The 18,498-nt window shown below is 42.9% G+C and carries 18 protein-coding genes; 5 read left to right on the top strand and 13 right to left on the bottom strand.

Translation table 11 applies throughout. From position 1 onward, the window contains the following. Positions 1 to 64: 64 nt before the first annotated feature. Positions 65 to 1,543, top strand: a complete 1,479-nt coding sequence (locus I3252_RS06595) for an ATP-binding protein (RefSeq protein WP_238034616.1) — start codon at positions 65 to 67, stop codon at positions 1,541 to 1,543. 76 nt (positions 1,544 to 1,619) lie between these two features. Here the strand turns inward: I3252_RS06595 and I3252_RS06600 are convergent, their stop codons facing one another. From I3252_RS06600 to I3252_RS06660, 13 genes are all read right to left on the bottom strand, one after another. After that, positions 1,620 to 1,799 carry a hypothetical protein gene (locus I3252_RS06600; RefSeq protein ID WP_045445897.1) on the bottom strand — a complete coding sequence of 60 codons (180 nt, stop codon included), beginning with the start codon at positions 1,797 to 1,799 and terminating at the stop codon, positions 1,620 to 1,622. Between the two features lie 202 nt (positions 1,800 to 2,001). After that, a complete protein-coding gene (locus I3252_RS06605; protein ID WP_238034617.1) occupies positions 2,002 to 3,690 on the bottom strand; it encodes an ATP-binding protein in 1,689 nt (562 codons plus the stop codon). A gap of 314 nt (positions 3,691 to 4,004) precedes the next feature. Beyond that, positions 4,005 to 4,721, bottom strand: a complete 717-nt coding sequence (locus I3252_RS06610; RefSeq protein ID WP_045445894.1) for a response regulator — start codon at positions 4,719 to 4,721, stop codon at positions 4,005 to 4,007. Between the two features lie 656 nt (positions 4,722 to 5,377). Then, positions 5,378 to 5,794, bottom strand: a complete 417-nt coding sequence (locus I3252_RS06615) for a F0F1 ATP synthase subunit epsilon (protein ID WP_021812807.1) — start codon at positions 5,792 to 5,794, stop codon at positions 5,378 to 5,380. 104 nt (positions 5,795 to 5,898) lie between these two features. After that, the gene (gene atpD, locus I3252_RS06620) at positions 5,899 to 7,332 is read right to left on the bottom strand and encodes a F0F1 ATP synthase subunit beta (protein WP_045452427.1); all 1,434 of its coding nucleotides are present in this window, start codon (positions 7,330 to 7,332) and stop codon (positions 5,899 to 5,901) included. Positions 7,333 to 7,382: 50 nt separating this feature from the next. Beyond that, positions 7,383 to 8,264, bottom strand: coding sequence for a F0F1 ATP synthase subunit gamma (atpG, locus tag I3252_RS06625; protein WP_045445883.1), 882 nt, complete (start codon positions 8,262 to 8,264; stop codon positions 7,383 to 7,385). A gap of 226 nt (positions 8,265 to 8,490) precedes the next feature. Then, positions 8,491 to 10,035, bottom strand: coding sequence for a F0F1 ATP synthase subunit alpha (atpA, locus tag I3252_RS06630; protein WP_055125356.1), 1,545 nt, complete (start codon positions 10,033 to 10,035; stop codon positions 8,491 to 8,493). A gap of 93 nt (positions 10,036 to 10,128) precedes the next feature. Next, positions 10,129 to 10,752, bottom strand: coding sequence for a F0F1 ATP synthase subunit delta (locus tag I3252_RS06635; RefSeq protein ID WP_045445877.1), 624 nt, complete (start codon positions 10,750 to 10,752; stop codon positions 10,129 to 10,131). A 13-nt stretch (positions 10,753 to 10,765) separates the two neighbouring features. Further along, a complete protein-coding gene (locus tag I3252_RS06640) occupies positions 10,766 to 11,236 on the bottom strand; it encodes a F0F1 ATP synthase subunit B (RefSeq protein WP_045452424.1) in 471 nt (156 codons plus the stop codon). A gap of 117 nt (positions 11,237 to 11,353) precedes the next feature. Then, positions 11,354 to 11,602: a F0F1 ATP synthase subunit C gene (gene atpE, locus I3252_RS06645; protein WP_010197960.1), complete on the bottom strand. Its 249-nt coding sequence runs from the start codon at positions 11,600 to 11,602 to the stop codon at positions 11,354 to 11,356. 33 nt (positions 11,603 to 11,635) lie between these two features. After that, a complete protein-coding gene (gene atpB / locus I3252_RS06650) occupies positions 11,636 to 12,502 on the bottom strand; it encodes a F0F1 ATP synthase subunit A (protein WP_055125357.1) in 867 nt (288 codons plus the stop codon). Positions 12,503 to 13,186: 684 nt separating this feature from the next. Then, positions 13,187 to 13,585: an ATP synthase subunit I gene (locus tag I3252_RS06655; protein ID WP_045452420.1), complete on the bottom strand. Its 399-nt coding sequence runs from the start codon at positions 13,583 to 13,585 to the stop codon at positions 13,187 to 13,189. Positions 13,586 to 13,876: 291 nt separating this feature from the next. Next, the gene (locus I3252_RS06660) at positions 13,877 to 14,767 is read right to left on the bottom strand and encodes a zinc ABC transporter substrate-binding protein (RefSeq protein ID WP_238034618.1); all 891 of its coding nucleotides are present in this window, start codon (positions 14,765 to 14,767) and stop codon (positions 13,877 to 13,879) included. Between the two features lie 196 nt (positions 14,768 to 14,963). On the opposite strand from I3252_RS06660, the gene I3252_RS06665 reads away from it, so the two are divergent. The 4 genes from I3252_RS06665 to I3252_RS06680 all read left to right on the top strand — a co-directional run bounded on the left by I3252_RS06665 (position 14,964) and on the right by I3252_RS06680 (position 18,450). Beyond that, positions 14,964 to 15,557, top strand: coding sequence for a transcriptional repressor (locus tag I3252_RS06665; protein WP_201560617.1), 594 nt, complete (start codon positions 14,964 to 14,966; stop codon positions 15,555 to 15,557). An 80-nt stretch (positions 15,558 to 15,637) separates the two neighbouring features. Further along, entirely contained in the window at positions 15,638 to 16,435 is a 798-nt protein-coding gene (locus I3252_RS06670) for a metal ABC transporter ATP-binding protein (RefSeq protein ID WP_238034619.1), read from the top strand. A gap of 99 nt (positions 16,436 to 16,534) precedes the next feature. Then, entirely contained in the window at positions 16,535 to 17,353 is an 819-nt protein-coding gene (locus I3252_RS06675; protein ID WP_238034620.1) for a metal ABC transporter permease, read from the top strand. 251 nt (positions 17,354 to 17,604) lie between these two features. Continuing rightward, positions 17,605 to 18,450 carry a metallophosphoesterase gene (locus I3252_RS06680; protein WP_238034621.1) on the top strand — a complete coding sequence of 282 codons (846 nt, stop codon included), beginning with the start codon at positions 17,605 to 17,607 and terminating at the stop codon, positions 18,448 to 18,450. The last annotated feature ends 48 nt before the right edge of the window (positions 18,451 to 18,498 follow it).

The raw sequence follows: 18,498 nt of genomic DNA on the forward strand, positions 1-18,498 counted from the left end.
GACATAAAAAAGCACCATTTTTACACTAAACTCAATAAAGCATCTTTTAATATGTTGGATCCATATGACCACACCAAAATCGCAACCACGTCGCAAAGGGCGGTTCACGCGCTCTTACTCCAACACTTGGCTGACAACCTTGATGGTCTCTTTCATTGTTCTTATCAGTGTCAGCTTGTCGATTCTGTTTTTTTGGCGCAGTCTATATTTACCCGAGCTTAAAAACCATGCGCGTTACTTAACGAGCGAGCTGCAGTTGATGAATAGTGTCAACAAAGACTGGAAAAATCGTCCTGAAGTACGCCAATGGATTTATCAACACTCGCATGTCGTGGTAGTGAATAACCCTAATGACTTTCCAGCAGTGTCTGATAAGGCATTTGTCGGCGTCTTCACTGATGTCTTACAACGCGAAATCGGTGCGCAATTGGGTCGACCTGTCGAGGTTTATTTTAAATTCAAACCGACACCGCAGCTTTGGGTGCGAGACAGCCGTGATGACAGCTTTTGGATTCGTGAACCCGTGGTTTATTACTCGCAATATAGTCCAGCATTATTAGTGCTGTTTCTCATTGGATTACCTATTTTATCGCTGCTGACTATTATTTTACTGGCGCGGCAATTAAATCGTCCGCTACGATATTTACAGCGTGCTGCGACCAACTATATTCGGCTCGGTCATGCCACTACGTTGCCAACACAAAAAGGACCTACGGAGATACGTCAGGTCAACATGGCATTCAATCGTCTATTCACGACGTTAAATCAAGCACAAAAAGAGCGTACGATTATGCTTGCCGGTATCTCGCATGATCTGCGAACGCCCTTAACTCGTATGCGTTTGACTGCTGAGATGTTACCTGATGACTTTTTTCGAGAGGGATTAATTTATGATATTGAAGACATGGATGCCATTTTAGAGCAGTTTATCTCGTTTATGAAAGATGGCTCCGATGAACCAGTCAGCCTAACCAATTTGGATACCATCTTTAATGAGATTATGGTGCAATTTGCACCAATGGAGTTCATCTATCAATCAGAGTGTCACAAAGTGGTTCCTGTGCGCCCCATGTCTATCAAACGCCTCGTGATCAATCTGGTCAATAATGCCAAGCGTTATGGCAAACCGCCCATTTACCTGTCAGCGACTGTTGTGCCAACTTTTATAGAAACCATTGAAGAGGAAGATAGCGATGTCGTCAGTGAAAATGTCGTCAATAGAGAGGCACAAGAACAATTGCTGATATGTGTGCGTGACTGTGGTGATGGCGTTGCAGAAGATCAGTTAGAACGTATTATGCAGCCTTTTGAGCGCGGAGAGACAGCACGTACCACACAAGGCAGTGGTTTAGGTCTAGCGATTGTCGACCGTATTGCCAGATTGCATCATGGGACAGTAGAAGCCATTAATCATCCCGACGGGGGTTTACAAGTGTGTGTGCGTATTCCCCTACTTTCCAAGGTTGCTGGAGATACAACCATGGCAGCCGATACACAAAAAACGCCTATCTTTAATGACAAGACATGGAACAAAGAAGACTGATAGCCGCTGAATGGTTCATCACTAAAGCTAATAAATGCTCAAAACAATTCGCTGCGACTATTTAGTTTTATAACACCTAGTCCTTGTTTCCAATGATAGGTGGAATATATTTGGCACTATTCGTAAACGCTAATGGCTGAGTAATATTTTCTTGCGCTGCTGTCAACGTTTGCGTTGTCGATGGCTGCTGCAAGAATAAATAGTAGCCCAACGTTATTGCATTTAATACCACCAAACCACCAAATAAATATGGCATCCTTTGCCCTCCTCTGATTTAAAGCTATCTTTAAACCGTTAATAATAAAAATTAACCGACAATTCTATCTAAGGTGTGTATTCATTCTAAACATGAAATTGAGAACACTGCTTAGAAATTGAGCAAGTTTATTTGTCAAACACTGCTTAATTGATGCCGCTATTTTTATACTAGAAAATAACGACAATTCTTTGCAGTGGCATTATTTATCTTCAAAACCACGCTCGCTTTTTTCTTGCGTCAGTTCATCAGCAGCCAAAATTTGTGTCAGTGGTTTGATAGGCCACGTCATGACAAATCGTGCACCGCCAAGCTCTCGGCTCTCATCGACTTTCATACTACCATTAAACCAAAAGGCAATGCGCGATACGATAGACAAGCCTAAGCCATAGCCGCCTGAGGCGCGTGTGCGACTGTCATCTAAACGTGAAAATGGAATAAAGACCTTTTCGCGATCTGCTTCTGGAATACCATGACCATCATCCTCAACAATAACAAAAGCATTGCCCTTTCTGACGCCAGCACTAATGATAATCGTGGTTTCTGCATAACGTAAGGCATTGCCCGCAAGATTTTGAATCACACGGTGTAAATAACGCCTATCTGCGACAGCGGTTACTTTAGCATTCGGCAGCTTGGTCACTATTTTGATAGGCTTACCCAAGGCATTGGTTTCACGCTCAATCTGCTCCAATAGCTCTCTAAGATTGACTGGTTCTAAATCCAGCTTTGGTGAGCCTTCTTCGAGCTTAGCATAAGTCAAAATCTCATCAATCAAACCATTAAGCGCTTCGATATCTTCATCAATAAAATCACGCTGCATAAAACGTGAGTCTTCGTCATCCGTATCAGCCAACATATCAACGGCAAAACGAATACGAGCCACCGGTGTACGCAGCTCATGTGATACCGCTCGCGTTAATTCTCGCTGCGACTCAATAAGGCGCTTGATATGCGAGGTCATGGCATTAAAAGTCGCGGCTAAACGGGCAATTTCATCTTGCCCAATGACTTGAACTTGACTTTCAAGATTACCTTTACTCACCTCATTGACGCCAACCTGAATCAACTGCAATTTACGCTCAAGCGGAAAAATCAACGCATACACGCCTAAGCTGATCAAAAACATGCTGATAAGAATCATACTAATAATCAGATTAAGTGGGAACCAATTGAATAATGGCACCGGACCAATCAATATCGCCATGTCATTGATTTCAGAAGGCACCACTACTCTAATAGCCGAATTACTTTTACTGCTATTGGTATCTTGTAAGGAAATAACCACTTCATCTCGGCGTAATCGTGCAAGCTGATCGGTATCCAAATCCAGTGTATTGACGGCTTTAAACTCTAAAGGAAAGGAAAACTTTTTTTCCAGCTCAGCCAAACGGGCACGCTTGTCAGATAACGTCACATAGTAAGACAAATCATCTAATAAAAACACAGCGATTGCCCGTACTTGCTGCTCAGTCACTTGCGATATTCTAGCGGTCAAAACGCTTTGATTGTCTGGTAGACGATAATACACATCGGCATAGACAGGTTGCTCGGTATAACGAACGACCGTATTGCCATTTTCAAAACGCCGCAGTTCACTGGCATTAAAGTCTACTTCATCAATAGGCAAAACTTTGAATTCTGAGCCAAATAAACTACTGGCATCAGACAACCAATATTCACGCTGCTCTTCACTTTCCTGATGAGCAATACCTTCACTCACCAGATGAAAAGCCCCTGTTGCCATGTTTTCACGGTAGGATTGGACGCGCTCTTTGTTGATGGTATCCATCAACAGTTGAGCAAACAATGCCACACACAAACAGACTATGAGTAGCCCAGCATAAATACGAACAAAGATACTGTGTTTTAAAGAAGAGACTAATGACATACGTGCCGTAACCAACTTAATGAATAAAAACTGCCGACATCATTCAGCAAACAAGCGCTGCGTGATAAATGATATCAAACACTGTTGAATAAAAAACCATTCTGGCTGCTGTATTTTAATTTATAACTGAGCATCACCTAAAATCCATTTACCTCATGTACATTTAGGCAGCACCCACAATAATTGCTTAATTAAACCACATAACGCTGTATTTAAGTTTAAAAATTAAAATTTAGCCACAAAAAAACCAGCCTAGTTGCTGGTTTCTTTGGTCATGCTAATGAGCAATAAGCCGTTGCCGGAGCAAAATTGACTTAGTTGCCTTCTTTAACGAACAAATACCCTTTACTACGAACGGTTTTGATACGTTTTGGATTTTCTGGATCATCACCGATTTTTGGACGAATGCGTGAGATACGAACGTCAATTGAACGATCTTGACCGTCATATTCGATACCACGTAGGCGCTCAAAGATATCTTCACGCGAAAGAATTCGACCCGCATTAGAAGCAAGCAACCATAATAAGTCATATTCAGCACTGGTGAAATCAACCAACTCATCACCTAAATTCACTGAACGACCGCCATTGTCGATGACCAGTTCACCAAATTCTAGGCGCTGCGGTACATCTTCTGATGGGGCATTTTCTGAGCGACGTAATAACGCACGAATACGTGCTAGCAAGACACGTGGCTGAGCAGGTTTAGCGACATAATCATCAGCACCCATCTCAAGACCCAGTACCTGATCCATATCTTCAGTACGCGCAGTCAGCATCAAAATAGGATTCTGATAGTGCGGGCGTACTTCACGACATACCGTCAGTCCATCGCTACCAGGAAGCATGACATCAAGTACGACCAAATCTGGTTGTTCACTGACGATGCGACGAATAGCACGATTACCATCGGTTTCGATAGCGACTTCTAAACCATTTTTGACCAAGTAATCTTGAGTCAACATGGCCAGACGCTCATCATCCTCAACAATCAAAATTCGGGGGGTGTTGTCTTCTTCATTCGTTGTCATTGTTATATCCTCTAATACATCTCATTTAAAAGCAGTAAAAGTAAGAGCGGTAAAATTAATAGCACCATTAAGTGGCACAATTGATGTTGGTATAGCTGTTACAAACTTGGTAGCACAGTATACTATTAAACATACAGCTTCCTATACTATAGCTTATAGTCGTTAACAAAACCTATAAACTACACCCATTAAAACTTTAGTTTACGTCCAAAAATTATGAGCTTTATACAAATAATAGCAAGTGAAATGTTTTTTTACGACCCTTTCCTCACCTGAATTTCTATAAGTAGCCAATCTTAATATAGCGCACAGCGATAGGATACTTGATTGATACCGATACTTGTATTCCTGTTACGTCTAATATAGCGACATATCACCTTTGCTGCCAGTGACTTTTTCATCTATTATCCCAGTATTGCCTATTATTATTCGATACATAAGTAGTAAATGCATAGTTCATGTATGCATAGTTAGTTAACACTCATATTAAAAATACTGGCTGTCGAGATCAAAATTGCATCATAAATCGTGTGTTTAGCCTCGATAAAAAAACATAGAATATTAAGTAATAGACATAAAAAAACAGCCCATAATGGACTGTTTTTTTATGTCTGTGGTAAGAGTCAAAAAGAAACTCTAAAATTTTCCACAAAAAATTAAGCGCGGTTTTTGTACTTACGGATAGTCTGTAGCTGTGCCACAGACTCTGCTAATGATGCTAAAGCTGCATTAGTTTGTACAGTATCCGATTGATTAACCAGCATCTGCTCAGCCTTTTTACGTGCTTCGACAATTTTGCTTTCATCAAGGTTATGTGCACGCATCGCTGTATCAGCCAATACGGTAACCATCTTCGGCTGTACTTCTAAAACACCGCCTGATACATAAATCACTTCTTCTTCACCGTTTGGTGTTTGCACTCGCATCGCACCCGGTTTTAACAAAGTAATAAGCGGTGTGTGACCTGGCAATACACCAATCTCGCCTTCGGTACCAGTAGCTATTAACATGCTAATTTCGCCTGAATACAACTCTTCACGAGCACTTACGACGCGACATTGTAACGTTGCCATACTTAACTCCTTACGATCAAAACACAATCAAAACTGCGAGGCGTTACTAACTGGCAAATAGACTTTTTATGGCCTATCTGCCCTTTAGCAAATGCTAACACAACTTACGCTGCAGTAGATTTCATTTTTTCTGCTTTAGCAACAACTTCGTCGATGCCACCAGCCATGTAGAACGCTTGCTCTGGTAGGTCATCGTATTCACCAGCGATGATTGCTTTAAAGCTAGCAATGGTATCGCGTAGTGGTACATATTTACCAGGTGCGCCAGTAAAGACTTCAGCAACGTGGAATGGCTGTGACAAGAAGCGCTGAATCTTACGCGAACGATAAACGACTAGTTTATCTTCTTCTGATAACTCATCCATACCCAAGATAGCGATGATGTCTTTTAGCTCACGATAGCGCTGCAAAATTTCTTGCACGCCACGAGCAACATTATAATGCTCTTCGCCAATGACTAATGGATCTAGCTGACGCGAGGTTGAATCTAGCGGATCAACCGCAGGATAGATACCTTGTGAAGCAATATCACGACTCAATACAACCGTTGCATCCAAATGCGCAAACGTCGTTGCTGGTGATGGATCCGTCAAATCATCCGCAGGAACATATACTGCTTGAACTGAGGTGATAGAGCCAGACTGAGTTGAGGTAATACGCTCTTGCAGCATACCCATCTCTTCAGCAAGTGTTGGCTGATAACCAACCGCAGATGGCATACGACCAAGTAGTGCTGATACTTCAGTACCGGCTAGTGTATAACGGTAGATGTTATCAACGAACAGCAATACGTCACGACCTTTGCCAGTGGCAGGATCTTTGGTATCACGGAAGTATTCAGCCATGGTCAAACCAGACAACGCAACACGCAAGCGGTTACCCGGTGGCTCATTCATCTGGCCGTATACCATCGCAACTTTAGATTTGCTAAAGTCTTCAGTGTTTACAACGCCGGCTTCTTGCATTTCGTGATAGAAATCGTTACCTTCACGAGTACGCTCACCAACACCAGCAAATACTGACAAACCTTCATGTTTTAGAGCGATGTTATTGATCAGCTCCATCATGTTAACGGTTTTACCAACACCAGCACCACCAAACAGACCAACTTTACCACCTTTAGCAAACGGGCAAAGTAGATCGATAACTTTAATACCAGTTTCTAACAGCTCAGTGCTGTTTGACTGATCCGCGTAGCTTGGCGCTTCACGGTGGATAGACCATTTTTCATCAGCTTCTACAGGACCTTCTTCATCGATAGGACGACCAAGAACATCCATGATACGGCCAAGCGTACCAATACCAACAGGCACAGCAATAGGCGCACCAGTATTAGTGACTGTTAAGTTACGCTTTAGACCTTCAGTTGAACCCATTGCGATAGTACGGACGATGCCATCACCTAGTTGTTGCTGTACTTCTAGGGTGGTTTCGGTACCATCTACTTGCAAGGCATCATAAATCTGAGGAACTTCACTACGGTTGAACTCAACGTCAAGAACCGCGCCAATAATCTGTACAATACGACCGCTACTCATTGCGTTCTCCTTGAACTTCTGTATATAGTGGGTTTCATAAGGGGTTTCAATTATGAAACAGCAGCAGCACCGCCAACGATTTCCGAGATTTCTCGAGTAATCGCCGCTTGACGCAGCTTGTTATAAACCAACTGTAAATCGTTAATTAGGTCACCAGCATTATCTGTCGCCGCTTTCATCGCAACCATACGTGAGGACTGCTCAGAGGCAATGTTTTCCATTACCGCTTGATACACAATCGACTCAATATAGCGGCCAAGCAACTCATCAATCAATGTTTTGATATCAGGCTCGTAGATATAATCCCAGCTCAGTTCTGTTTGAATGCCGCTCTCTTCTTCACCAAACGCACTGTCTGGTAAAGGTACCAACTGATTGACAGTCGGCTTTTGGGTCATCGCATTAACAAACTTATTATAAACCACATAGATGCGGTCTATTTTACCGTTAGTATAATCGTCAAGCATCGCTTGAACCGGTGCGTTTATCTGCTCAAACGTTGGCTTATCACCATAATCGGTTACTGCCGAGGTCACTTTACCACCAAAGTTTTTGAAAAAACTCACACCTTTAGCGCCAATGACTGCAAACTCAGTTTGTACAGATTGATCTTGATACTGCTGGATACTCTTAGATAAAGCTTTGAATAAGTTAATATTCAAACCACCCGCCAGACCGCGATCAGAGGTAATGACAATATAGCCAACCTTATTGACTGGACGCGAGACCATATACGGATGTTTATAGTCTGATGAGGCATGCACCAAATGTGAAATAACCCGGCGCATACTATCAGCATACGGGCGACCCACTTCCATGCGCTCTTGGGCACGGCGCATTTTACTTGCCGCAACCATTTGCATAGCACGAGTAATTTTTTGGGTGCTTTTAATACTGGTGACTTTGGCACGTATCTCTTTTAAGCTTGCCATAATGATTCCAATATAAGAGGGTTAAAAAGCATTGGCGCATGCGACAATTATTTAGTATATAACATCAATCTAACAGATTAATGTTATATATTTTGTGCATGACGCGATCTAATACCGTCAATGGTTAGAACAGTGGCGCTACTGTCTTAATAAAAAAATACAAGACAATGCGCCACTTTATTAGCCATCAAAGACAGCCATAACCAATTCGGCTTAACCCGTTAAATTAATAACTGTGATTTTGCTTAAAGGTCTCTAAAGATGACTTCAAACGACCTGCGATATCATCATTATAATTCGCAGTATCATCAATCTCACGCATCAATTCACTTTGCTCATCATGCATATAGCGTAAGTAAGCTTCTTCAAAAGAACCGATTTTTTCGACAGGAACGTCCGCTAAAAAGCCTTCATTCGATGCATAGATAACTGCAGCTTGCTCAGAGATTGACATTGGCTGATACTGCTTCTGCTTCATCAATTCAGTCACACGCTCACCATGATCAAGCTGTTCGCGAGTCGCGTCATCAAGATCTGATGCAAACTGAGCAAAGGCGGCCAATTCACGATACTGAGCTAGTGCAGTACGGATACCACCAGATAGCTTTTTGATGATCTTAGTCTGAGCTGCCCCGCCCACACGAGATACCGAGATACCAGCGTTAACTGCTGGACGGATACCTGAGTTGAATAGGCTTGATTCTAAGAAAATCTGACCATCGGTGATTGAAATCACGTTGGTTGGTACGAATGCAGATACGTCACCAGCTTGGGTTTCAATAATTGGCAGTGCGGTTAAAGAACCGGTTTTACCAACTACTTCACCATTGGTGAATTTTTCTACGTACGCCGCGTTTACGCGTGATGCACGCTCAAGTAAACGTGAATGTAAATAGAATACATCACCAGGATACGCTTCACGACCTGGCGGACGACGTAGCAATAGTGAAATTTGACGATAAGCAACGGCTTGTTTTGATAAGTCATCAAATACAATCAGTGCATCTTCACCGCGGTCACGGAAGTATTCGCCCATCGTACAACCTGAATACGGTGCGATATACTGTAGTGCGGCAGGCTCTGATGCTGATGCAACCACAACCGTGGTATATGCTAATGCACCAGTTTGCTCAAGCTTGCGTACGACGTTTGCAATGGTAGAACGTTTCTGACCGATTGCGACGTATACACACTTGATACCAGATGATTTCTGCGCGATGATCGCATCGATAGCCATCGCGGTTTTACCCGTCTGACGGTCACCAATGATAAGCTCACGCTGACCACGACCGATTGGGATCATGGTATCAACGGCTTTATAACCCGTCATTACTGGTTGATCTACTGACTGACGATCAATAACGCCTGGGGCGATTTTTTCGACTTTGTCAGTCATTTTGGCATCGATAGGACCTTTGCCATCAATAGGATTTCCCAAGGCGTCAACAACACGGCCTAGCAGCTCAGGACCTACTGGTACTTCAAGAATACGACCAGTACAATAGGCTTTTTGACCTTCTTGCAGCTTTAGGTAATCACCAAGTACTACCGCGCCGACAGAATCACGCTCTAAGTTAAGCGCCATTCCATAGATTTCGCCTTCAAACTCAATCATTTCGCCGTACATGGCATCTTCAAGACCATGAATCTGCACGATACCGTCAGATACTTTGACAATCGTGCCTTCATTCTTTGCAGTTGCACCCGCATCAAGGTCTTGAATACGCTGCTTAATCAGGTTACTGATTTCCGCTGGATTCAATTGTTGCATTGCCTTGTTTCCTTTAATTTATGATAACCCGCCCACTGACTTAAATGCTCTTACTTTCACGCAGATCATAGATGACTGCGCTGGTAAATGGCATTAGGCCGTTAGCTGTGTTTTTAACTGTTGTAACTTGCCGCGCATCGAATCATCAATGATTTTATCACCGACTTTGATGGTAGCGCCTGCCAATAGACTTGGATCGACCGACTCATGAATCACCACACTAGCATTTAACGATGCAGCAAGGCGCGTTTGAAGCATTTCACGCTGAGCGTCAGTCAATGGATAGGCAGAGGTCACGTAAGCATCAAGCTGCTTTAAGCTTATTGCCTTGTGGCGGCGATAATGCTCATAAACTTCAGGAAGCAGCGCCAGACGCTCTTGCTGCGCCAACTGCTTAATAAAATTATTGAGCGCTGGTGACACTTTAGGATAGCTAATACTATTACCATAACGAGAGCCTTTGCTCTCGCCTAGTAGCTGTTTAAAAGCAGAGTCGCTATCACCAGCCACTTGTGAGTCATAAAGATCAACCAAAGCAGCTGACTTATGCTCAGCCGTAACGGCTGGATTTTCTAGCCATGTACGGAACGCTTTGTCATTGACAATTGCACTGGCGACAAACAAGAAATTTTCCCACTCGTTTACGGCCCCGTTTTCGTTGGCATAGTCAAACGCGGCTTTAGCGTAGGGTCGTGCTAAGGTTGATAAGTCAGCCATTATATCCTCACAGTTACAGCTTTGCCGCCAGTTGGTCTAACATACTGGCATGTTTTTGCACATCGACTTTGTCTTGCAAAATCTTTTCTGCACCAAGTACAGCCAGTTCAGCAACTTGGGCACGTAATGATTCACGCGCTTGATTGATTTCTTGGTCGATAGACGCTTGCGCTTGTTGACGAATGCGCTCGCCTTCCACTTGGGCCTGCATTTTTGCATCTTCGACAAGCTGGTTGGCACTCTTGTTCGCTTGCTCGATTAAAGCAGCAGCTTTGGTCTTTGCAAGATCAAGCTCCTGCTGGACGTCTTGCTCAGCGGTCGCCAGATCTGCTTTTGCTTTTTCTGCGGCATTCAGGCCTTCAGCAATTTTACGCTGACGCTCATTGATGGCACCAATAAGTGGTGGCCACACGAATTTCATGCAGAACATCACAAAGATTGCAAAAGCAATGGCTTGACCGATGAGGGTAGAATTGATATTCACGTGATCACCTCTTTGTTAATGAAAAATCAGTTTCATTGATCATATTTGATAGCCAAATTTTGGCTATGGTTAAGATACAAACTTTGACTACCAAACATTTACAACTGAGCTTTCTGATTAACCTGCTAGAGGGTTAGCGAACAACAATAGCATAGCAATACCAACACCGATCATCGGAATAGCATCAAGAAGACCTGCTACGATGAACATACGAGTTTGCAGCTGTGAACCAAGTTCTGGCTGACGCGCAACGCCTTCTAGGAATTTACCACCTAGAATAGCAAAACCAATACCTGTACCTAGTGCACCTAAACCGATAAGTAGTGCTACTGCGATAACTGTGTAACCACCTAATACTGGATCCATGGATGTATCCTCATTTACCTATTGAATGTCTAATTAATGTTCAGTTGATGATGCAAGTGACATATAAACTATAGTCAGCATCATAAATACGAACGCTTGAAGTGTAATAATTAAGATGTGGAAAATAGCCCACGGTACTGATAACGCCCATTGAATCCAAAACGGCATTAGAGCAATCAGTATGAAAATCAACTCACCAGCATACATGTTACCGAATAGACGCAGACCTAAAGAGATAGGTTTCGCTATCAAAGTAACAAACTCTAAGATAAAGTTGATGGGTATTAAAATAATTTGTACGATAGGGTTTTTGGCACTAAACGGATGCAGTGTTAGCTCGCCAACAAAGCCGCCCAAACCTTTTTCTTTGATACTATAGAACAGAATCAGTATAAAGACAGAAAAAGACATGCCAAGCGTAATATTAGGATCCGTCGTTGGAACGATCTTAAAGAACACATGATGTGGATCATGTCCCATCATTGCGCCGATTTGGCCAGCAATCATAGGAATAAAGTCGACGGGTAGTAAATCCATCAAGTTCATTAAGAATATCCATACAAAGATAGTCAACGCCAAAGGCGCAATCAGCTTTGAGGTACCACTATACGAATCACGAACGTTGTTATCAACGAACTCAACGATCATCTCAACCGCGGCCTGAGTTTTACCCGGCACGCCTGAAGTGACTTTTCTAGCGACCATCCAGAAGATGGCGCAGAAAACAATGCCTAGACCAATTGACCAAAGCATAGAATCAAGGTGGATGGCTTTAAAGCCCATTGCACTAGCTTCTTCAGCAGTATAGGCAACTTTCCAGCCTTCGCCCGGCAGATAGCCGTACGTCCAGTTCGTTAAGTGGTGAGAGATATAGTCTGTTGTTGTTTGCTCGCCTGCCATAATGTCAGCTTCTTATTAATCAACGATTTAATCAACTACCAAAAATATGGTTGTCATCTGATGAGGTTTTAACGATCCTATTTGACCTGCTAGCAAGCCGATGAACCATGCTAAAGCGCTCATGTAATCAATAACATCCAACCCATAGTTCTATTACTAGTGCGCAATTTGATAACTTAAGATAAATTTTAGCTATCAAAAAAGGGCTTATGATGATTCAGTAATAGCCCTTGTATATGTACGCGAAATTATTATATCTGTGTTTACTTACTGCCGCGTTTCCACGATCGACGCTTAATACAGCGTTCATAAGCAAAATATTTAGCTGCCTATATTAATGCAGCGTTGTATTCGTGTAAAGTCAATTATGACTTTTTTATGCACTGTATGAATAAGTTAGCTACTATTAACGTTTACTAACATAGCTTTGCGTGATTAATTAAATTGTAAGAATTTAATTAGAGGCAATACTGATAGCTAATAATTGGCTATCAACTCCATTATCACACGCTATACTCATTTAAACGCTCATATCACAGTCTTTATAATCATTGGCGCTGTCTTTAGACAGTTTTGTATGTTTTGACTTTCTTATAAAATCAGTCATAGAGAAGCTGGACGGCAGGGTGACTTGCCTAGCACTATTAAGCACTCAACTATTGATATAGTCATCGTCTATTAATGCTAGCGTATATGCCACAACATCCAACTGTGACTAATTTGCATTACCATAAAACCGATAAACAGCGCAGGCGCAGATAGGGGTTGTACGGTAATAAAAATTAGTGCGAAACCAAACACAGTCAATAGCCATTTGGCCATTTGACCTCGATATAGCTGGCTAACAATATGTTGGCGCGCGCGATATCCAGTGTACCAAAAGATAAAAAAAGCAAATACAGCTTGGGTAGCAAAGCTGAGTAGCGCACCAATAGCGGCGCTTTTTGCAACAGTAAGCTCACTATGTAGCCAACTGGTATCTAAAGCCCAAGCAATAATAATAAGGATAAATAATATCCACGCTTGGCGTTTGATATAGATGCCAATTTTATCTTTTTGTGTGCGTTTGGCAGGCTTGGTCATCGGTAATGCAATCCTATAGCCTTACAGCATTGGGATAAGGTGGCAATATAACATCGTCGCGACACTTTTATCCGTGAACGGCTCACTCTACAGGTGTTACCTTTTAACCAAAATAAAACGCCACTTATTATAAGGGGCATACCACCGTTAAGCAAGAAAAATATACCTTTTATCAGTGACCTAGCTGAATCAATCATAGACATCATAGTTACTGACCAATGGATAACACCCAAAGTATGACTACATAATGGCTGCTCAAGCGTTGGAAGCCACTATGGTTAATCAGTTATCCTACGATATACATTGATAGATTTGCTGTGCCATCGTCTGCCAACCACTCACAAAGTCTTTACTATTGCTCATATCTTCAGGTTGCACAGTGGTTTTTACAGGCTGTAACTTAGCGAGTAGACCTTTGGCTGGTTGACTTGGGCTAACCAGACACATTTGCTTGGCTGGACGCTTCTCATTTAGCCAGCGTATTTGGCTTGCTCGAGGTGCTAAATGGTGGTCAGTGCTTAAACTGCCAACAAGCTTTAGGTTTGTGCTGGATTCGATGTATTGATAAGCATCATGATAGGCCCAATAAGGCTGGGTTTGCTGCTTGCCTTTAGCTTGTTTTACGAAAGATGCCACTCCCCTATCCATTCGCTGAGCAAATTTTTGCGCATTGGCCTGATAAAGTGCTTTATATTGCGGATTGGCATGGCTATGAATCACGGCAAGGGCACGAGTCATGGCTTTGGCATTATCGGGATCAAGCCATATATGTGGATCCAAGGTGCCAGAAATAGGCTTGCCTTGAACGTCACGTAGCGGATGACGATTAAAGGCATCAAATTCAAATAAGGCAATCGCATTGGGGGCGGTATTAAGGCTTGCCGCCAAGTTATTTTCTAATGGCTCACCAAACCACACGACAAATTTACTGTCCTGAATGGCTTTAATATCGCCTGGGCTGATACTGCCATGATGACCTACCTCCCCGGCCTGCAATAACTGCTTGGCGGGCGGTGAACCTTCAGTCACTGCTTGACTCAATAAAAACAGTGGGTAGTTACTCACGCTGACTGTTGCCGCTTGTGCACTCACAGTAAAGATGCCTAATGCAACTATGCCCGTAATGAGCCATCGCTGTAGTATAATGGTTGAGCTTAAAAAATATTTGAGAACTGAGTTCATAATAGATTCTTTAATGTATGAAAGATAAAATATAAGTGGAAACATTTAGACGTTATTGCCGTTGTATCTGAGTGATCATCAAGGTATCAATAAATAAGCCAAGATCATTTATCTGCTCTTATTTTTAGTATGTTATACTATAACATTATAAATTACTATAATAACAGTGCCATTTTTTTTCGTAGGAGCTTGCACCATGTCCACCAGTTTATCAGTCTGCGAACATTTACATGATGTGCAGGACTTTACGCCGCATGACGTGACCGAGCGCCTAATGGCAGCAAAAGAACAATGTCGCCTGAATGGTGCACGCTTTACCCCATTGCGCCAGCAAATATATCAATTGGTATTGGCAGCCAATAAACCTATCGGTGCATATGATTTGATCACGCAATTGCAGCAAATGCGCTTATCAGAGCCCAATAACAATGATGACAGCAGCGAAGCGCTTAGCTCGCAACAGCACCCAACGAAAGCGGCATCTAAAGAAATTAGCTCTAAAAAACAAATGCCAAAAAATGTCGCGCCACCCACTGTCTATCGCAGTCTGGAGTTTTTATTGAGTGAAGGCTTGATACATCAATTGACCTCTATCAATGCTTATGTGCCTTGCTGTCACCCGCGCGCGCAGCATACCGCAGCATTTTTAATCTGTGGTCAATGTCAGCGTGTACAAGAATGTAGCAGTGTACCCGTACAGGAAATGATGAGTTTTGCTGAGCAAGACGTTGGCTTTATTGTGGAACGCAGTGTGATTGAGCTGAGTGGTCGTTGCCAAGCGTGCCAGTAACACGCCCTAACCACTGAAGCGTAAGTCATTGTCATCCGTTTTTTATTTGTATTACTCATTCACTTATTGGTTGCCATACTATGAGCCTGTCTACCTCACCGTCTAATCAACCGAACTTTTCCGCTGTTGATGGTAATACCATTAATAATGCGAGTAAACTGCTGAGCCTAAGCAATATCAGCTACGACATTGGGCATCAACGCTTACTCTCACATATTGATATTGACATTGCGGTTAATGAAACAGTCAGTCTTATTGGACCTAATGGCGCTGGTAAGTCAACGTTGGTCAAACTTATTTTGGGATTGATTGAGCCAACTAAAGGGCACATTAACTCTCATCAAAATTTACAGCTTGGCTATGTGCCGCAGCGCTTTGCTGTACCGCCGATATTGCCATTACGAGTCTGCGATTTATTGGCACAAGCGGATAAAAGGCGCTTAACGTCTGAGCAGCGTCAATTTATCTTCGATAACTTGTCATTGACGCACTTATTATCGCGACAAATGCTGCACCTGTCGGGTGGTGAGACACAAAGGGTCTTGCTCGCGCGAGCATTGTTAGACAAACCCAACTTATTGATTTTAGATGAGCCGATGCAAGGACTGGACCCTGATACTGAGGTTTGGCTCTATCAATTTATTGATGAGCTGCCGGAGTTTTTGCGTTGTGCCATGCTGGTGGTATCGCATGATCTGCATTGGGTCATGAAAGGCAGTCGACGCGTGATTTGTCTTAATAAGCATATTTGCTGTGAGGGACAGCCAAGCGAGCTTGCCATTAGTAGTGAATTTCAAAAGCTATTTGGGCATCATTACGAGCAGCCCTATGTGCATCAACCACATGCCTGTGAGCATCACGCCCCAAGCGAATTATAATCATTAAGACGCGTCGCACATTCACAAATATAAAATATATCGAAGCTTGATGACTCAAACACATATCGAGCTTTATAAAAACTTTTATGGATATTTATTATGACTGCTTGGTTAGCCATCATTGCCCCCGCTTGGATCGCTGGCAGTATTTTAGCGTTACTATCAGCGCCTTTAGGTTGCTTAGTCTTGTGGCGACGCATGGCCTTTTTTGCTGATGCTTTAGCACATGGCACCTTGCTTGGCGTGGCTTTAGCAGTATGGTGGCAATTACCTATGGGCATTGGCATTGCCTTGGTCAGCGTCATGGTAGTGCTAGGGCTAGTATTAATCGATGATGAGCGCCTGCCTGTCGATGCGGTTTTGGCCGTCGTGGCGGTGTCATTGTTATGCTTAGGCTTATTGGCTTTGACTCAGTTGACTGACCAACAAGCAAACGTACTGGGGTTTTTGTTTGGTAATTTGCTAGACCTTGATTGGGCAGACTTACCTCTGCTTGCGGGTAGTGTACTAGTGGGTTTGGGCTTACTACGCTATATATGGCCTGCACAAATTAAGCTTGCCACTCACGAAGCATTGGCACGTATCCAAGGTATCAACCCGACACGCCAGCGGCTGTTCTTTATGGGCGTATTGGCGGGATTTTGTGCGATTGCCCTGCAAGCGGTTGGTAGTTTACTAATCAGTGGTTTATTGGTATTACCAGCATTAACGGCACGTCTGTGGTCATCATCGCCAAAACAAATGGTCGTTATATCGCTACTGATCGCACAGCTTGGCGTGACGCTTGGCGTTTGGGGAAGCATCTGGCTAGATATTCAGACAGGACTTGCTATCGTATTAATATTAGCCATTTTATTTTTTATCGCGCTGATTTTCTCAAAGCTCAGCACGGCAAAAATTTGGTCAGCGCGCCGCTAGACAGATTATGGTTCACATAAAGCCGCTGGTTTTTTTATCCTCTTATCCAACTTTATTTCATCAATATGATAGAGCTTTCATTGACTTTATGTTATAAACTTGCCCTAATACCATCGACATACTAGCGGCGTCAAGCCAAAAAACATATTGGTCAGACCAAAATTCATTAGTCTACTCGATGCAGGACATCCATTTATTTATCATTCGTTTTAACAGCATCACTTATTTCGATTCGATGAGGGACTGACCCAATGCTAAGCTATCCTGTTAATAACATTAGCACACCAGATGAACAGGTAAACATACTACAAATCACAGATTTGCATTTATCAATGCCCGTTTCTTCTAGTGTTGATGGCGATACTAGTAATAGCGAAGCCACTGTCTGTCAGCAATGCTTTGAAACAGTACTACAGCAAGCATTGAATAGCGACATTCGCTGCGATTTGATTATCGTGACTGGCGACTTAGTCAATGAAGTCAAACCCGCTATTTACGATCATATTTTTGAGGTATTGCAAGCCACCCATATTCCTTTTGCTTGCATCGCAGGCAATCATGATGTGACGGATGAGATAGGCAGTGACTTGCCCTTCTTTGAGCGCGAACTGATTGCTCAACCTGCCGACCCGCGCTTGCTAAGCAGGCATGTCATTGAGACTGATCGTTGGCAGCTGTTGTTATTAGACTCATCCATCACGGGTAAAGTCGCGGGCGAGATAACGCCTACCGATATTGACTGGTTATACGAAAGACTCGGAGCCTGTGATAAGCCTGCGCTGATTGCTCTACATCATCATGTCATTCCCGTAGACTCTGACTGGATTGACACGCATATGGCAGAGAATAGTGAGGCCTTTTGGCAGCGCCTGTTAGGATTTGACCATCTCAAGGTCATTATCAGTGGTCATACGCACCAAGAGCAGGTTCGCCATCGTCAAGGAGTCACGGTCTATAGTACGCCTTCTACTTGCTACCAGTTCAAGCCTTATGAAAATGACTTTTCCTATGATAAAAGCGTCCCGCCTGGTTACCGTTGGTTGCAATTAGCCAACAATGGAAAGGTTGCAAGCTGGGTAGAAAGACTGGATACTTGACGCCCAGATTTATTGGCAGCCATACTGATGTAAGCCCTTATATTTCAA

It is taken from the genome of Psychrobacter sp. Ps4, from assembly GCF_022129285.1.
Taxonomy (GTDB): Bacteria; Pseudomonadota; Gammaproteobacteria; order Pseudomonadales; family Moraxellaceae; genus Psychrobacter; species Psychrobacter immobilis_A.

Excerpts from the sequence above, each read along its gene's own strand:
- I3252_RS06605 (WP_238034617.1), bottom strand. The coding sequence starts at position 3,690 with ATGTCATTAGTCTCTTCTTTAAAACACAGTATCTTTGTTCGTATTTAT.
- I3252_RS06635 (WP_045445877.1), bottom strand. The coding sequence starts at position 10,752 with ATGGCTGACTTATCAACCTTAGCACGACCCTACGCTAAAGCCGCGTTT.
- I3252_RS06675 (WP_238034620.1), top strand. The coding sequence starts at position 16,535 with ATGACTGCTTGGTTAGCCATCATTGCCCCCGCTTGGATCGCTGGCAGT.
- I3252_RS06600 (WP_045445897.1), bottom strand. The coding sequence starts at position 1,799 with ATGCCATATTTATTTGGTGGTTTGGTGGTATTAAATGCAATAACGTTG.
- atpE (WP_010197960.1), bottom strand. The coding sequence starts at position 11,602 with ATGGATCCAGTATTAGGTGGTTACACAGTTATCGCAGTAGCACTACTT.
- I3252_RS06660 (WP_238034618.1), bottom strand. The coding sequence starts at position 14,767 with ATGAACTCAGTTCTCAAATATTTTTTAAGCTCAACCATTATACTACAG.
- I3252_RS06610 (WP_045445894.1), bottom strand. The coding sequence starts at position 4,721 with ATGACAACGAATGAAGAAGACAACACCCCCCGAATTTTGATTGTTGAG.
- I3252_RS06615 (WP_021812807.1), bottom strand. The coding sequence starts at position 5,794 with ATGGCAACGTTACAATGTCGCGTCGTAAGTGCTCGTGAAGAGTTGTAT.
- atpB (WP_055125357.1), bottom strand. The coding sequence starts at position 12,502 with ATGGCAGGCGAGCAAACAACAACAGACTATATCTCTCACCACTTAACG.
- atpG (WP_045445883.1), bottom strand. The coding sequence starts at position 8,264 with ATGGCAAGCTTAAAAGAGATACGTGCCAAAGTCACCAGTATTAAAAGC.
- I3252_RS06670 (WP_238034619.1), top strand. The coding sequence starts at position 15,638 with ATGAGCCTGTCTACCTCACCGTCTAATCAACCGAACTTTTCCGCTGTT.
- I3252_RS06680 (WP_238034621.1), top strand. The coding sequence starts at position 17,605 with ATGCTAAGCTATCCTGTTAATAACATTAGCACACCAGATGAACAGGTA.
- atpD (WP_045452427.1), bottom strand. The coding sequence starts at position 7,332 with ATGAGTAGCGGTCGTATTGTACAGATTATTGGCGCGGTTCTTGACGTT.
- I3252_RS06665 (WP_201560617.1), top strand. The coding sequence starts at position 14,964 with ATGTCCACCAGTTTATCAGTCTGCGAACATTTACATGATGTGCAGGAC.
- I3252_RS06655 (WP_045452420.1), bottom strand. The coding sequence starts at position 13,585 with ATGACCAAGCCTGCCAAACGCACACAAAAAGATAAAATTGGCATCTAT.
- I3252_RS06595 (WP_238034616.1), top strand. The coding sequence starts at position 65 with ATGACCACACCAAAATCGCAACCACGTCGCAAAGGGCGGTTCACGCGC.
- atpA (WP_055125356.1), bottom strand. The coding sequence starts at position 10,035 with ATGCAACAATTGAATCCAGCGGAAATCAGTAACCTGATTAAGCAGCGT.